General features: G+C 40.6%; 9 protein-coding genes. 2 read left to right on the top strand and 7 right to left on the bottom strand.

Features of this window, described 5'->3' with window-relative positions:
* Positions 1-16 precede the first annotated feature (16 nt).
* Positions 17-1,867: an adenylate/guanylate cyclase domain-containing protein gene (locus IQ274_RS24065; protein ID WP_194143659.1), complete on the bottom strand. Its 1,851-nt coding sequence runs from the start codon at positions 1,865-1,867 to the stop codon at positions 17-19.
* Positions 1,868-1,986: 119 nt separating this feature from the next.
* Between IQ274_RS24065 and IQ274_RS24060 the strand changes: the two genes are divergently transcribed.
* Together IQ274_RS24060 and IQ274_RS24055 are read left to right on the top strand one after the other, a co-directional pair.
* Positions 1,987-5,643, top strand: a complete 3,657-nt coding sequence (locus IQ274_RS24060) for an NB-ARC domain-containing protein (RefSeq protein ID WP_194143670.1) — start codon at positions 1,987-1,989, stop codon at positions 5,641-5,643.
* A 535-nt stretch (positions 5,644-6,178) separates the two neighbouring features.
* Positions 6,179-9,880, top strand: coding sequence for a PAS domain S-box protein (locus tag IQ274_RS24055; RefSeq protein WP_194143658.1), 3,702 nt, complete (start codon positions 6,179-6,181; stop codon positions 9,878-9,880).
* Between the two features lie 75 nt (positions 9,881-9,955).
* Here IQ274_RS24055 and hypB read toward each other — a convergent pair whose 3' ends face one another.
* The 6 genes from hypB to hypF form a co-directional block, all read right to left on the bottom strand.
* Positions 9,956-10,777 (bottom strand): hydrogenase nickel incorporation protein HypB, encoded by an 822-nt coding sequence (gene hypB, locus IQ274_RS24050; protein WP_194143657.1) that lies wholly within the window; start codon positions 10,775-10,777, stop codon positions 9,956-9,958.
* Positions 10,768-11,109 (bottom strand): hydrogenase maturation nickel metallochaperone HypA, encoded by a 342-nt coding sequence (gene hypA / locus IQ274_RS24045; protein WP_163931196.1) that lies wholly within the window; start codon positions 11,107-11,109, stop codon positions 10,768-10,770. The genes hypB and hypA overlap by 10 nt, the downstream gene beginning before the upstream one ends.
* A 19-nt stretch (positions 11,110-11,128) precedes the next feature.
* Complete coding sequence (hypE, locus tag IQ274_RS24040) at positions 11,129-12,232, bottom strand: hydrogenase expression/formation protein HypE (protein ID WP_194143656.1); 1,104 nt, start codon at positions 12,230-12,232, stop codon at positions 11,129-11,131.
* Positions 12,233-12,290: 58 nt separating this feature from the next.
* Positions 12,291-13,469, bottom strand: a complete 1,179-nt coding sequence (hypD, locus tag IQ274_RS24035) for a hydrogenase formation protein HypD (RefSeq protein ID WP_194143655.1) — start codon at positions 13,467-13,469, stop codon at positions 12,291-12,293.
* A 229-nt stretch (positions 13,470-13,698) separates the two neighbouring features.
* Entirely contained in the window at positions 13,699-13,959 is a 261-nt protein-coding gene (locus IQ274_RS24030) for a HypC/HybG/HupF family hydrogenase formation chaperone (RefSeq protein WP_163931202.1), read from the bottom strand.
* A gap of 77 nt (positions 13,960-14,036) precedes the next feature.
* Positions 14,037-16,385 (bottom strand): carbamoyltransferase HypF, encoded by a 2,349-nt coding sequence (gene hypF, locus IQ274_RS24025; protein ID WP_194143654.1) that lies wholly within the window; start codon positions 16,383-16,385, stop codon positions 14,037-14,039.
* Between the last annotated feature and the right edge of the window lie 21 nt (positions 16,386-16,406).

Below are 16,406 nucleotides of genomic sequence, written 5' to 3'. Positions count from 1 at the left end.
TATAAAATTAAAATTCTTAATTAGGTTTTTGAGAAATTATCTGATAAAGGTTATCAAACTGAGCTATGAGTGATGGAGGGACAGATGTAAAATGAATATAAAATTTTCCTCTAATTGTCGGTTTTTCTAAGACTTTGGCATAGATATCTTCACTGACTTGCGCTGAGTTTTTAGATATGAAAAGATTGATTTTAAGATTGGTTAGCTTCGGTGGTACTTCATTGGCAATATCTACTTGTAATTCAGCTCCTTTTGCTGATAGTTTGACTAAACGTCCGTAAAAGACAGGATTACCCATTTGCTTGTCATCCAAAATAGTGTATAAAAGCGGAATCTCTTGAGGAACAGGTAAAAATAATTCTTCTTCTTTGGGTAAATAAAGATTGTATCTTCCACCCACACCATATACTTCGTAAATGGTAATTGTCTGGCTCACACCTTTTGGCTGAACTTGCTTTTGTCCGATAATTTTGATGCTTGAGCCGACTTCTTTGAAAGTCTGCTCGGAAATGAGAATTTGACCGCCACTAGTATATGACTCAATTCGATAAGTGAGATTTACTTGACTACCGACAATTCCATATTTAGTCCGCTTCTCGGAACCAATATTGCCGACTATAACTTCACCTGTATTTATCCCAATCCCCATTTCTAATGGTGGCCAGCCGAGGGTTTTCATCTTTTCATTAACGCCACCCATTGCTAACTGCATAGCACAGGCACAGGTAACTGCTCTGAGGGCATCATCTTCTTTAGCGATCGGGGCACCAAATAAGACCAGAATACCATCTCCCATAAACTCATCAATTGTGCCTTGGTAATGATTAATCACATCTGCCATGTATTCTAAATAGAGGTTGAGAATGTGAATAACTTCTTCTGGTGGAAAGCGTTCTGAGAGAGCGGTGAAGCCTCTTAAGTCAGAGGTGAGGATAGTAATTTTGCGGCGTTCACCACCAAGTTTTAATCCTTCTGGACTTTCTAACAAGTTAGCAACAACCGTATCACTCAAATACCGTCCAAAAACTTGGCGAATTAATTGGTTTCTTTTTTCTAATTCAGTGTTGGCTTCTGCTAAATCTGTAGTTCGTTCTTTAACCCGATGCTCTAAATTTCTGCTGTTTTCTCGGAGTTTCCCAACAACAAGCGTCAATCCTGAAAGTCCTAAGACTGACATACCGCCTAACATAGCGAAGGTTCCTTGGAGACTTTGATTGGTCTTGGTTACTAAATTATCGAGAGATTGAGAAATCCCCCAAGCTCCAGCAACATCTCCTACTTCCCAGTTTTTCTTGGGGCTAGTAGCATCTGTGTTATGACAAGTTACACAACTTGCTTTCATGAGGCTAGCTTGTGCATAACGCAAGGTGGTATTTCCATTTTTCTTCTCAAGACGGTAAAATTTTTGACGAGGGTTTTCTTTCAAGAAGTTGAGTGCATCGCGCTCAAATTCGTCTCTTGCTCCCCCTTTCGTGCGCCAAGGATATGGATAGTTACTATATAGTCTTACAGACATTTCGGCATTTTTTTCACTAATTTGCTCACCGAGTTCGATCGCAAAAGTTGAGGGTAGGGGGATTGCACCTTTGGTATTGAGGTAAGCGTGGGTGACGGTAATTCCAGGCACGAGTTTAGCTCGATCTGCGGCTGCGGCACTGTAGAGGTCAAAAGCTTGAGTTAATGATTGGATATTCAAGGCAGCATTTTGCACTGCTTGGGCTTCAATCAAGCTCGATGAAAGCGCAGACATATTAGAAATTGCGATCGCGATCGCTGCACATAACATCAGCGTGAGTACAAGAGTAATTCTCTGTAACAGTAAACGTAAAAGCGATTGCCAAATTCGACTAATTAATGGCTGAAGCATAAACTTTGTGTAAAGAATTTGTAAAAGATTGCATATTGTTTTTGCTGTTATCTGATAAATGAATTATGTCATTCTACTTATAAAATTTAAAGTGTATTTAACTTTTGGCGATCGCAGCAATGGATATCGATCAAGCACTCGCATTTACAGACGCTCTTGTTTTTGCCAAGTCAAGAATTCATTTAAGCGATCTCCAACAAGCTATGTTGCGTGAGTCTTGGTCTTTGGAACGCCAAAGTTACGATCGCATTGCCGACATTTATGGCTATTCTCCAACTTACTTAAAACATGATGTTGGCCCCAAGCTTTGGAAACTCCTTTCAGAAGTGTTAGGAGAAAAAGTTAATAAAACAAGTTTCAGAAGAGCAATCGAGCGGGCGACGGCACAATCAAATCAAGATATTGAAGAAAAAACGCGAGTAAAATTGACTGAGAATCTGCTAGTTGTAGAAGCGCAGACTTGCTATCAAGATTGGGGAGATGCAATTGATGTTGATTTTTTCTACGGAAGACAAGCAGAACTAGCTCAGTTACAGCAGTGGATTTTGGTTGATCAGTGTCGGCTGGTGACTGTGTCAGGAATGGGCGGAATGGGAAAGACTTCTCTCTCTATCAAGCTGGCGCAACAATTACAGAGTGATTTTAAATGTGTGATTTGGCGGAGTTTGCGAAATGCACCACCAGTACAAGAGATATTAACCGAGTTATTAAAGTTATTATCTAATCAGCAAAAAATTGATTATCCAGAAACCGTTGAGGGAAAAATTTCGCGCCTGTTACATTATTTGCGATCGCAGCGTTGTCTGGTAATTTTTGATAATATCGAAACTATCTTACAACATAACGATAAATCTAAATCATCCTATATCGAAGGCTATGAAGCTTATGGCGAAATATTTAGACAAATTGGAGAAATTCGCCATCAAAGCTGCTTAGTGTTAACCAGCCGAGATCAACCTCCAGAAGTTCGTCTTCTAGAAGGAGCAAGCTTACCCGTCCGAGCTTTTCAATTGGGTGGATTGAAAAAAGCAGAAGCACAAGAACTTTTGCATTTAAAGGGGAATTTCCAAGGCTCAACAGAAGAATGGAGTCGGCTGGTTGAAGGTTATGCCGGAAATCCCTTAGCATTGAAAATTATTGCGACTACGATTCAAAACTTGTTTGATGGCAGTATTTCTGATTTTCTCAACCAGCAAGCTTTTGTTTTTGGAAATATTCGCAATCTCATTGAGCAGCAATTTGAACGGCTTTCTGAATCCGAAAAAACGGTTATTTATTGGCTTGCTATATATCGTGATTCCGCTTCCTTTTCGGAACTGCGATCGGATATTTTTCCACGCAGATCGCCCCAAGAATTAATTGATATTTTAGAATCACTAGAGCAACGCTCTTTAATTGAGAAGACCAAGGCGACACTGATTGGAAAACATCAGACCCAGTTTTCACTTCAGCCTGTGGTAATGGAATATGCTACCGAGAAACTGGTTGCTCAAGTTTGTCAAGAACTTTTAGCAGGTTTAGAAGCGAATGCCGCTCAAAAAAATTTGCTGTTCAAAACTCATGCATTACTCAAAGCTCAAGCAAAAGATTATGTGCGAGAAACACAAGTTCGTTTTATTCTCAAGCCGATTCTGGAACGCTTATTACTCGATCGTTTATTAATAGAAGTCAGCGAACAACTTGCAATTGAGGACTTGCTAACTCAATGCTTGACGAAGCTCCGAGGTGCATCGTCACTTAAAACTGGGTATGCAGGTGGTAATATTTTAAATTTACTTTGTCAATTGCAATCAACTTTAACTAACTATAATTTTTCAAATTTAACGATTTGGCAAGCCTATCTACAGGATGTAAATTTGCATAATGTTAATTTTGAATATTCTGATTTGAGTCAGTGTGTTTTTGCTGAAACCTTTGGTATGGTGTTTGCTGGTATTGCTTTTAGTCCAGATGGAGCATTATTAGCTACAGGAGATGCAGAAGGTGAGCTTCGTTTGTGGCAGGTTGCAACTGGGCAACTGGTTATGAATTTTGCCGGACATCTGGGTTGGGTTTGGTCGCTTGCTTTTAGTCCAGATGGGCAATTATTAGCAAGTTGTAGTAGTGATAAAACGATTCGGCTGTGGGATGTCAACACTGGTAAATGTCTGAGAACATTGTCAGGACACACAAGTTCGATTTGGTCAGTTGCTTTTAGTGCCGATGGTCAAATGCTTGCGAGTGGAGGCGATGAACCAACAATAAGATTATGGAATGTCAACACTGGGGACTGTTATAAAATTTTGTCGGGTCATACTGATCGAATTCTCTCGGTATCATGGAGTCCAGATGGTCAAACCCTAGCAAGTGGTAGTGCGGATTCCACAATTCGACTTTGGAAAATTAGCGGAGAATGCGATCGCATTTTAGAAGGACATAGCGATCGCATCTGGTCAGTATCATGGAGTCGAGATGGGCAAACCCTAGCCAGTGGTAGTGCCGATTTCACGATTCGACTCTGGGAAGTTGGTACTGGCAAGTGCTTCAATATATTACAAGAACATAGCGATCGCGTCCGTTCAGTAGCCTTTAGTCCCAATGCCCAAATGCTGGTCAGCGCCAGCGACGATAAAACACTCAGAATTTGGGAAACTAGTACAGGGCAATGCCTGAATATTTTACCAGGACACACCAATTCAGTATTTTCAGTTGCTTTTAATGCAGATGGTCAAACCATTGCCAGTGGTAGCACAGACCAAAGCGTAAAGCTATGGGATGTTAGTACAGGTAGATGCTTTAAAACCTTAAAAGGCTATAGTAATTCGGTATTTTCAGTCGCTTTTAATGCAGATGGTCAAATTGCCAGTGGCAGCACAGACCAAACCGTGAGATTATGGGATGTCAATACGGGGATTTGCCTGAAAAAATTCACTGGACATAGTGGCTGGGTAACTTCCGTAGCGTTTCACCCAGATGGAGATTTGCTAGCCAGTAGCAGCGCCGATCGCACCGTTCGTATTTGGTCTGTTAGCACTGGGCAATGTCTGCAAACCTTGACAGGTCATGTAAATTGGGTGCAATCAGTTGCCTTTAGTCCTGATAGACAAATCTTAGCAAGCGGCAGTGACGACCGAACCATTCGCTTATGGTCTATTAATACAGGAAAATGCCTCAACATCTTGCAAGGTCATTCCAGTTGGATTTGGTGTGTTACCTTTAGCCCAAATGGTGAAATACTTGCTAGCAGTAGCGAAGACCAAACCATTCGCCTGTGGTCTATTTCCACTGGTGAATGTCTCCAAATCCTAGAAGGACACACGAGTAGAGTCCAGGCGATCGCTTTTAGTCCAGATGGGCAAATCCTCAGTAGCGCTAGTGAAGATGAAACAGTTCGCCTGTGGTCGGTTGATACAGGTGAATGTCTGAATATTTTTCAGGGACATAGTAATAGTGTTTGGTCAGTTGCCTTTAGTCCAGAAGGTGATATTTTGGCGAGTAGTAGCTTAGATCAAACAGTGAGAATTTGGGATAGGCATACAGGAGTTTGTCTGAAAGTGCTGCCTGTCCTACCTCATGCAATGCGATCGCATATCGCATTTGGCAAATCTACAGGACATTATGCGATCGCTAGTGGCAGCCAAAACGGGACTATTCAGATTTGGGATGCCCAAACGGGTAAATGTTTGAAAATACTGAATCCTGACAGACCTTATCAAGGAAGTAATATTACAGGCGTGACAGGAATCACCACAGCTCAAAAAGATGTTCTCAAAGCTTTAGGTGCCTTTGAGATTTAATTCAGGACTTACGCAAACAGTAGTCAAAACGAGGCAATTAATTAATTGCCCCGTTTTGCTTGTCCTGACAATTCAGATCGGGAGCATCCACTTTTGGAAGAGATTTACTCAAAAATTACCCAAATCAATTCATGTAGTCACGAATAAAGGTTTTATGCTTAACCTCAGAGCTTTTATCTTTGTCTTTACCTTATATAGGCACTTTTGTAATTAACAAGTTAGGTTATATAATCAATCTGATACATTTTTATAAGAAAGTTATCAAATTACAAAAAACTATTTAAATACATTAGGAATCGTGAAATAACTTCACTTTTGAAAAATATTAACCTTGATTAGTAGGGGTTCAGCGATTAAAAAAGGTAATTTATTCGTGTGGTGTTCCTTAGCAAAAATTTAAAATCATAACTTTGATTAAATCAGAAAGCTAAATTTTGTCAAAATGGCTTGAAGATTGATAAATTTTAAGCTTATTTTGTCATCCTCTGATTTTTGAAATCAATTTTTTAATTGCTTTAACCAACAGACTAAACTAATGCGCTCACTTTCTCCTGTGGATTTACCTACTTTAGAGCAGATAGTTGAATGTTCTCCTTTAACTGTATTACCTGATACCCCAGTTATTGATGTTATTGCTCTAATGAATAGGGTAAATAGCAGTATAGTAGAGTCTAAGTTTGATTTTAGTAGTTATGTTTTAGTAGTTGAAGAAACAAACTTAATAGGTATATTAACTCTACGGGATGTAATCCGACTGACTGGGATGGGCAAAGATTTATCCAGTGTCAAAATCTCAGAGGTGATGACACAACCAGTCATCAGCCTGGGGTTGGCTCAGGCTCAAAATGCCCTCACAGCTTTATCTTTCATGCGTCAACATTGTATTCGCCATCTACCTGTAGTAGATGATCTTGGACAATTGGTAGGCTTAATTACCCAAGACAGAATTCGTCAGGTTATCCAACCAGTTCACCTGTTGAAATTGCAATGTGTGACGGAAGTAATGGTAACTGAAGTTATTCATGCTCTCCCGACTACATCTGTGCTGGAATTGTCTCAAATCATGAGCGATCGCCAGATTAGTTGTGTGGTAATTGTCGCCCAACAGAAGAAGGAATTGATCCCGGTAGGGATTATCACTGAAAAAGATATTATTAAATTCCATTTACAGGGACTAGATATAGCCCAAACCCAGGCGCAAGATGTGATGAGTACCCCTGTATTAAGCATCACTCCCACTGAATCTTTATGGACTGTTCACCAGTTGATGCAAGAGCGACAGGTGCGGCGATTAACCGTAGTTGGAGAACAAAGCGAATTGCAAGGACTGGTGACACAAACGAATCTCCTACAAGTGCTTGATCCCCTAGAAATAGACAGCATAATTCAAGTTTTGCAAGCAAAAGTTGAGGAACAAACGGTTAAACTTAGACAATGCAACCAGCAGTTAGAACAGGAAGTTGAACAACGCCGCCAAGCTCAACAAGAATTAGAGTTACGGGTGGCGGAGCGTACAGCTGAACTACTGCAAGCAAATGTACGTTTGAAACGGGAAATTGAGGAGCGCAAACAGACTGAAATAGCACTCCAGCAGCGTGAACATCAGTGGAAAGCTCTTTTTGATCGTGCTCTTGATGCGATCGCGATTGCAGATGACGAGGGGCGCTATGTAGAGGTAAATCCAGCAGCCTGTAAGCTATTTGGTGTATCGAAGGAAGAACTGTTAGGTTCCACAATCGCAGATTTTGCAGCACCCGAATTTGATTTTACCCAAGCTTTGCAACAGTTCTACGAACAAGGACAAATGTTGGGTGAGTTTAACTTATATTGTCCCGATGGCACAGTGCGAGAAACTGAATTTGCGGCGGTTGCCAATTTTATACCACATCGTCATCTTTCAATACTGCGGGATGTGAGCGATCGCCAAGCCATGTTGCGCGCTCGTAAACAGACTGAGGAAACTCTCAGAGAAAGCGAGCAAAGGTTACAACTGGCACTTAGTGTTGGTAACATTGGCACTTGGGAATGGAATCTGAGAACCAATCAGGTTATCTGGTCTGAGAGTTTGTTTACTTTATTTGGTCTAACTCCTGATACCTTTGATGTCAGCTATGAAAATTTTTTAAATCTCATTGTCCACCCTGAAGACCGCGAATTGCTGCATCAATCAGTTTTGCGAGCAATTGACCAGCAAGTACCCCATAATCTCGAATTCCGGTTTATTTACTCAGATGGTACAGTTGGTTGGTCAGTATGCAAGGGTCAAGTATTGTATGATGACACTACTAATAAGCCACTCCAGATGATTGGGGTGAATATAGATATCACCGAACGCAAACAATCGGAACTTGAAATCCGTAAATTTGTTTCTCTGGCCGATAACAGCACAGAATTTATCGGTATGTGTGATATGAATTTTGTGCCATTCTATTTGAACCCGGCGGGTATGCAACTAGTCGGCCTAAATGACACTCAGCAATATAGCGAAACGCCAGTCAGGGAATTTTTCTTTCCCGAAGATCAGGACTTTATCATCAATGAATTTTTCCCGCGTGTTTTGCGTGAGGGACGGGCGGAAGTAGAAATTCCTTTCCGTCATTTCCAGACGGGAGAAGCATTATGGATGGTTTACAGCGTTTCTTGCGTCAAAGACATGAACGACCAGCTAATTGGTCTGGCAGCCGTCAGCCGCAATATTAGCGATCGCAAGCTGGCCGAACAGAAAATTGCCGAACAAGCAGCTTTAATTGATATTGCTACCGATGCCATTTTTGTCCGCGATTTAGAAAACCGCATTCTGTTCTGGAGTCCAGGTGCTGAAAAGTTATACGGTTGGACAGCACAGGAAAGCATGGGGAAATTAGTCCATGAACTTTTCAACGTAGAATCCTTGTCTCAACTAGCAGCAGGTTTCAAAACCACTCTGGAACAAGGTTATTGGCAAGGGGAGTTAGAAAAAACCACCAAAACTGGGAGAAAAATTATCGTTGCTAGTCGGTGGACACTGGTACACAATCAATTCGGACAAAGCCAATCTATCTTATCAGTCAACACCGACATCACCGAAAAAAAACAACTAGAGCAACAATTTTACCGCGCTCAACGCTTGGAGAGTGTAGGAACTCTAGCCAGTGGCATTGCTCACGACCTCAACAACGTCTTTGCTCCCATAATCATGATTGCCGAATTGCTGCCTTTGAGATCCAAAAATGTGGATTTGCAGACTCAAGAACTGTTTAAAACACTAGAAAACAGCTCGCAGCGTGGAGCGAACTTAGTTAAACAAATTCTTGCCTTTACCCGTGGTACAGAAGGGAAGCGCATCTTGTTGCAACCTGGGCATTTGCTTCAAGAATTGGTCAAAGTCATCAAACAGACATTTCCTAAATCCATCGAAATTGTTAATGACATTCCCATAAACACATTATGGATGGTGCAAGCCGATCCCACCCAACTAGAACAGGTATTTATGAACTTGGCAGTCAATGCCCGTGACGCTATGCCCAATGATGGTATGCTCACAATTAATGCCGAAAACCGGATGATTGACGAAATAAACGCCCGAATGCACCTGGACGCGAAAGCAGGAGGCTACATCGTTGTTACCGTCTCAGATACAGGGTCGGGAATCCCTCCAGAATTCTTAGAGCGCATATTTGATCCCTTTTTTACAACTAAAGAAGTTGGTAAAGGTACAGGGCTAGGACTGTCAACAGTTTTAGGTATCGTCAAAAACCACGGTGGTTTTGTAGAAGTATTAACTCAGGTAGGTAAAGGGACACGATTTCAGGTATTTTTGCCCAGAGGAGAAGGCAAAGCAACCGAGACAATAACAAAGGCAGAATTACCTTCAGGTAATGGCGAATTGATTTTAGTTGTTGATGATGAAGACTTAGTAAAACAAACCAATCAGGAAACTTTAGAAGATTATAACTACAAAACCCTTGTAGCTAACGATGGCATTGAAGCGATCGCTTTGTATGCCCAGTATAAGGAACGAATTAGTGCAGTTTTGCTAGATATGTCCATGCCCAATATGGACGGATTAACAACTATCTCCATCCTGCGAACGTTCAACCCCAATATTAAGATTATTGCCACCAGTGGTTTACCCGCTAACGAGCAAAAGGCTATTGCCGTTGGTGCTGAGAAGTTTCTGCCTAAGCCTTACACAGCGACAGATTTATTGACTACTTTATCTGCTGTAATCGGGCATCCTGGGGAGCCTCAATCATAGGCAAATTACACTCAATTTTGACCACTGAATTTCGATTTGCGAATCGCTAATAGTTAAACGTGATAATCAAGTTAATTAATTTACTACCTTTTCAGTTACCCATTTATACCAATTATCTAATCCTACACCAGTAGTTGCAGAAACCTGAAAAATCTGAATTTGGGGATTCACTTCTATAGCATATTCTATGCACTTTTGCACATCAAAATCTACATAAGGTAGCAAATCAATTTTAGTGATAATCATTACATCACTAGCACGGAACATGTGCGGATATTTTATCGGCTTATCTTCTCCCTCTGTAACTGAGAGAATCACCACTTTTGCCTGTTCTCCTAAATCAAATAAGGCTGGACAAACTAAATTTCCGACATTTTCAATCATCACAACTGAATTTAGTGGCGGATTCAGTTGTTGTAAACCTCTGTCTATCATTGATGCATCTAAATGACAGCCTGTTCCGGTGTTGATTTGAATGACTTTAGAACCTGTTTCTTTAATTTTTTTGGCATCATTAGCAGTTTCTTGGTCGCCTTCAATGACACTAATAGATAATTGCTGCTTTAAATCATTGATGGTTCGGGTCAAAAGAGTTGTTTTCCCTGCACCGGGAGAACTCATTAAATTTAAGGCGAGAATATTTCGACCTTTAAACCATCCCCGATTTTGGGCAGCTAGCAGGTCATTCTTTGCTAATATATCTTGCTCTAAAGATATGGTTGTATTGTGTATTTTGGCATGAATTTGAGGTGCTTCTATATGAGTGTCATGACTGTGGGAATGAGTGATGACAGTTCCATCTGGTAAAGTGTGAGTATGATTATGTTCCGCTTTCTCTGTTTCTAAATTTGTAATTTTTATTTCGCCATCATCAGAACAACCGCAGGTTACACACATAATTCCTCGATTTCTATTTCTTTAATTTTAAGTTCTTCACCAGTAATTAAATCTAATTGCACGCTACCGCAGTTACAGATACCATAAGGTTTATCTAAATAAATTTCTGCGCCGCATTGGCGACATCGCCCTAAGCCAGGGATTTCCAAAATTTCTAATATTGCCCCTTCTAAAACTGTGCCTTGGGTGCAAATATCAAAACAAAATCGGATAGCTTCGGGCATAATGGCTGAAAGTTTGCCAATTTCTAATAAAACTCGCTGCACTTTTGCGCCTTTGGCATTTTCAGTCACAATTGCCACAATATTTTGGGTAATTCCAAATTCGTGCATACTATAAATATATTAAAGATTAACAAATTCGTGGTAATTGGTCGCCTACTAACATATCAACAATTCTTTCAGCACCAAAAACTGTTTTTAACAATACGATACCTGGGGGTGAAGGAATAACTTCGCCAATAATACAAGCATCTTTGCCTGCTGGGTGAGATTTCATAGCAGATAAAACGTTGTTAGAATTCTCTTTTGGAACCACTACAACTAACTTACCTTCATTAGCTAAATACAATGGGTCTAAACCGAGAATTTCACAAACTCCGTTGACTTCTTCACGCACTGGAATAGATTCTTCAAAAAGACGAATTCCCACATTTGAACTGAGAGCAAATTCATTTAATACTGTAGCTAAACCACCGCGTGTAGCATCTCGCATAGCATGAACTTGTGGACATATATGCAGAATAGTTTCTACTAAATTATGCAACGGCTGACAATCACTTTCAATATTAGTCTCTAAGGCTAATTCTCCACGGGCAATTAAAATTGCTGTCCCATGATTGCCTATTTCACCATTAATTATTATTGCATCTCCAGGTTTAATATTGTGGGCGGAAATGTTAACTCCTCGTGGGATGACACCAATACCAGCAGTATTAATAAAGAGTTTATCGGCAGCACCACGGTGTACAACTTTTGTGTCACCAGTGACAATTTGAATACCTGCTTTTTCTGCGGCTGCTTTCATACTGTTTGCGACACGGCGTAAGATTTCTACAGGTAATCCTTCTTCTAAAATTACGCTGCAAGTTAGATATAAAGGTTTAGCACCACTGACAGCTAAATCATTAACTGTACCGTTTACGGCTAATTCTCCTATATCACTACCGGGGAAAAATAACGGGTCTACAACATAAGAATCTGTTGTAAATGCGAGTCTGTCTCCTTGTTGGAGGAGAGGGGTTAAGTTGAAGCTGGCTTGGTCTTCTAGTTGGGAGAGAATTGGATTATCAAAATTGCTGATAAAGATATCATCGATTAAATCACGCATGGCTTTACCACCGCTGCCATGTGCGAGAGTGATATGAGTGTCTTGCACTTTAGTTTGGCGACGGCGGACTTTTTCTATTTTTTGGAATAGGGGATTTTGTGTTGGGTTTGTGGGGGAAATATTCATATTAAATTTTTTTTAAACGCAAAGGGACGCAGAGGGAAGCGCAAAGGTACGCGGAGTATTAGTCTGAGGAGAAGCCGCAGGCGGGGAGGGGTTCTTGAGTTATTTTTGGTTTTTGGGTGATTGTTCTTTTGGCAATGGTGGAGAGTCGCCCATATTTGTAATAAGCTGCACAAGCGCCTTCGGAAGATACCATGCAAGTACCGATTGGTGTTTCTGGTGTGCAAGCTGTACCGAATACTTTGCACTCCCAAGGTTTTAAGACTCCTTTGAGAATTTCTCCACATTTACAAGCTTTATGGTCGGCGACTTTGAGATTAGGAATGGTAAATTTAAGTTCGGCATCAAATTGGGCATATTCAGGTTTAATTTGTAATCCGGAATAGGGGATGTCACCTAAGCCGCGCCAATCAAAACTATCTCGCACAGTGAAAACTTTATTTATGGCTTGTAGGGCTACTGTGTTTCCAGATTTTTGGACAATTCGGTTATATTGATTTTCAACTTCACAACGATTTTCTACTAACTGTTGCAATAGCATCCAAATTGATTGGAGAATATCTAAGGGTTCAAATCCTGAGACGACTATCGGCTTATTATATTCTTGGGAAATAAATTGGTATGGGTCACTGCCTATTACCATACTGACATGACCAGGGCCAACAAATCCATCTAGTTGTAAATCGGGATTATCTAATAGTGCTTTGAGGGCGGGAATCACGAGGACGTGATTACTAAACATACTAAAGTTATGAATTTCTTCGGCTGCTGCTTGCAGAATGGTGAAGGCGGTGCTGGGGGCTGTGGTTTCAAAGCCTAATGCGAAGAAGACTACTTCTTTGTCGGGGTTATCTCTGGCAATTTGCAGGCTGTCTAGGGGAGAGTACACCATACGGATGTCTGCACCTTGTGCCCTGGCTTGCAGTAAAGTGGTTTTGGAACCGGGAACTCGCATTGCGTCGCCAAAGGTGGCAAAAATGACGTTATGATTTTGGGAGATTGCGATCGCATCATCTATTCTCCCTTTTGGCATAACGCATACTGGACAACCAGGCCCATGAATTAGTTCGATGGTTTGGGGTAATATTTCTTCGATACCGTATTTAAATATGGAGTGGGTATGTCCGCCGCATACTTCCATGATTTTGATGGGTTTTTCTAGCTGGTGGCTTAATTTGGTGATTTCGCGGAGTATGGCTTCGGCTTTTTCCGGTTCGCGGAATTCGTCAACATATTTCATGGGGAGTGAGGAGTAGTGAGTTTTATGTATCTGTTAATTTCGCTTGTGTGGTAAGGAGTTTTTTTTAACGAACCGCGAAGGACGCAAAGGGCGCGAAGGAAGAGAGGAAGAAAGGAAGATGTTTGTAACGGTACAGCCAGAAGAGTACGTGACAACCAGAGAGCGAAGGAAGAGAGGAAGAAAGGAAGATGTTTGTAACTGTCTTTCTGCGTCAAACAAAAAATATTTTTTAAGTACTAATCCCTGCTTGTGCTGCTGCTAATTCTTGAAGTAGTTGTAATGTTTCTGCTGCTTCTTGTTCATTAATTCGATTCATGGCAAAGCCAACATGAACTAACACCCAATCACCAATACAAGCTTCGGGAGGATGTTGTTCATCTACGATGCAGGCAATATTTACTTCGCGCTTCACACCACCAATGTTAACTAGGGCTAGTTTATGGTTAACGTTGGTAATTTCTATAATTTGTCCGGGGATTCCTAAACACATTTTTTTTTAAGATAAACTAACCGCAGAGGCGCGGAGAACACAGAGAGAATTTTTTGTCAGAAAAGGGTTGTCAAATATCAATACTTATGTATTAATTTTGCGGCTGCAATCACTGCTTGTCCTAGAGATAATCCGCCGTCATTAGCTGGAACTAAGCTATGAGTTAGTACTTTTATCCCCAATGTTTCTAATGGTTTGCTAACTTGCTGTAACAATATACAATTTTGAAAGACTCCTCCTGTTAAAGCTACCTGATTAATCAGATTTTCTTCACAAAGATGCTTAACCATTTCCACAATCGCATTAGCTAAACCTTTGTGAAATCTGGCAGCTATAACTGGTTTGGGAATCTGCTGTTGCAAGTCATCGAGTAAGGCTTGCCACATTGGGCGTGAGTCTATACAGTAAATACTATCTGAAAAGCTAAAACTAAAAGGATATATTAGCGCTTCTTTATCATTATTTAAGCTACTAACATCTACTATAGCTTCCATTGCGATCGCAGCTTGTCCTTCATAGCTACATTCTTCAGGGCAAATACCGATAGCCGCCGCTACTGCATCGAACAACCGCCCCACTGAAGAAGCTGGAGGAGAGTTAATTTTTTTCTCTATCAGTTGATTTAGTAGCTTTAGTGGTTTTTTATTCAGCAATTTTACGATTTCTAAATCAGCATACTGTTGTTGGCAGTCATCCCAAAGGTCAGCAGATATTAATTGTGCATAAGTATTACGCCAAGGTTGATAAATTGCTTGTTCAGCACCAATCATTGGAACTGGTTTAAATGTTGCTAGTCGCTGAAATTTCTGATAATCTGCTAAAAGAAATTCTCCGCCCCAGAGTGTACTATCATCACCGTAACCTAAACCATCTAAAGCAATACCTAATACTGGAGGTGAATTTAAAGGAATTCCATTCTCCGCCATACAAGCAGCAATATGGGCGTGATGATGTTGGATTTGATGAATTGGAATTTGATTTGTATCTGCTAGTTCTTTACCAAGTTTGCTGGAAAGATATTCAGGATGTTTATCAATGGCAATTACTTCTGGTGCATGTTCAAATAAATTCAAGTATAAGTTTAAAGTCTCTTGGTAAGCATTGAAAACCGCAGCATTTTCTAAATCTCCCAGATGTTGAGATAGAATCGCTTCTCCTTCACGCAATAAGCAAAATGTATTTTTTAACTCACTACCCATTGCTAAAATTTGCGGCACATTGTCAAATCCTGGCGGTAAGCTAATCGATGCTGGTGCATATCCTCTGGCACGGCGAATTGTTTGGACTTTATCACCGATAACTCTCATCACTGAATCATCTACTCTATTAATAATATCTCGATTGTGAAAGAGAAAATAATCAGCGATTGTCCCTAATTTTTCTCTTGCTTCTTTATTATCAATACATTGTGGTTCATCGGCAAGATTACCACTTGTTAAAACAATTGGGCGATTCATCCGCCGCAAAATTAAATGATGTAAGGGTGTATAAGGTAGCATGAAACCAAGAGTATTTTGCCCCGATGCTACCGATGGTGCTACAAGTTTTTTACCTGTCGCTTGTAATAAAACAATTGGTGCGGCAGGACTTGTAAATAATTCTTTTTCTTTGGCGTTGACACTACAATATTCTTCAATTACCTCAATATCTCGTGCCATTAAAGCAAATGGTTTGTGATAGCGCTTTTTGCGCTGACGCAGTTTTTGTACAACGGTTTCCTGAGTTGCATCGCAAGCTAAATGAATACCACTTAAGCCTTTAATTGCGACAATCTCACCCTTTTGCAACAAGGTACAAACGGCATCCACATCATCCAGCATGGAGAACATGGAAGCAGTAACCGATTTCCCATCAGCGCGTTCTAACCAAGCTGAAGGGCCGCAAACATGACAAGCTACAGGTTGGGCGTGAAAACGGCGGTTTTCAACATCGTGGTATTCCTTTGCACATTCGGGACATATAACAAACGCAGACATACTGGTATTGCATCTGTCATAAGGAATCGCACGAATAATACTCAGGCGAGGGCCGCAATGAGTGCAGTTAGTAAAGGGGTAACGATAAAAGCGGCTAAAGGGGTCAAATATTTCTTGTTGACACTGTGGACAAATAGCTGCATCAGGGACAATTTCTGTTTTAATGGCATTACTGACACTAGTAGAAATCACAAAATTATCAAATTTAAATTCACCTTCATAAGGAGTTCTAATTAGTTGATTAATTTTTGCCAACGGTGGACATTCTGTTTGCAATCTGGCAATAAATTTGTTTATTGTTTCCTCACTACCAGATACCCGAATTAATACACCTTGCCCATCATTACAAACATCTCCATACAAACCGCAGGTTTTAGCAAGACGATATACAGTAGGGCGAAATCCTACTCCCTGAACAGTACCGCGAACTCTAATTTCTTCAGTCGCCATATAAATCTGACTTTCAAAAAT

It is taken from the genome of Nostoc sp. LEGE 12447 (genome assembly GCF_015206985.1).
Lineage (GTDB): Bacteria > Cyanobacteriota > Cyanobacteriia > Cyanobacteriales > Nostocaceae > Nostoc.
Note: the sequence above shows the minus strand (reverse complement) of the source record. Positions and strands in the feature narration are given on the sequence as shown.

What these genes read in the sequence shown, in the direction of transcription:
- IQ274_RS24065 (WP_194143659.1), bottom strand. Translation starts at nt 1,867, where the DNA reads ATGCTTCAGCCATTAATTAGTCGAATTTGGCAATCGCTTTTACGTTTA.
- hypA (WP_163931196.1), bottom strand. Translation starts at nt 11,109, where the DNA reads ATGCACGAATTTGGAATTACCCAAAATATTGTGGCAATTGTGACTGAA.
- hypD (WP_194143655.1), bottom strand. Translation starts at nt 13,469, where the DNA reads ATGAAATATGTTGACGAATTCCGCGAACCGGAAAAAGCCGAAGCCATA.
- IQ274_RS24055 (WP_194143658.1), top strand. Translation starts at nt 6,179, where the DNA reads ATGCGCTCACTTTCTCCTGTGGATTTACCTACTTTAGAGCAGATAGTT.
- hypE (WP_194143656.1), bottom strand. Translation starts at nt 12,232, where the DNA reads ATGAATATTTCCCCCACAAACCCAACACAAAATCCCCTATTCCAAAAA.
- IQ274_RS24060 (WP_194143670.1), top strand. Translation starts at nt 1,987, where the DNA reads ATGGATATCGATCAAGCACTCGCATTTACAGACGCTCTTGTTTTTGCC.
- IQ274_RS24030 (WP_163931202.1), bottom strand. Translation starts at nt 13,959, where the DNA reads ATGTGTTTAGGAATCCCCGGACAAATTATAGAAATTACCAACGTTAAC.
- hypF (WP_194143654.1), bottom strand. Translation starts at nt 16,385, where the DNA reads ATGGCGACTGAAGAAATTAGAGTTCGCGGTACTGTTCAGGGAGTAGGA.
- hypB (WP_194143657.1), bottom strand. Translation starts at nt 10,777, where the DNA reads ATGTGTGTAACCTGCGGTTGTTCTGATGATGGCGAAATAAAAATTACA.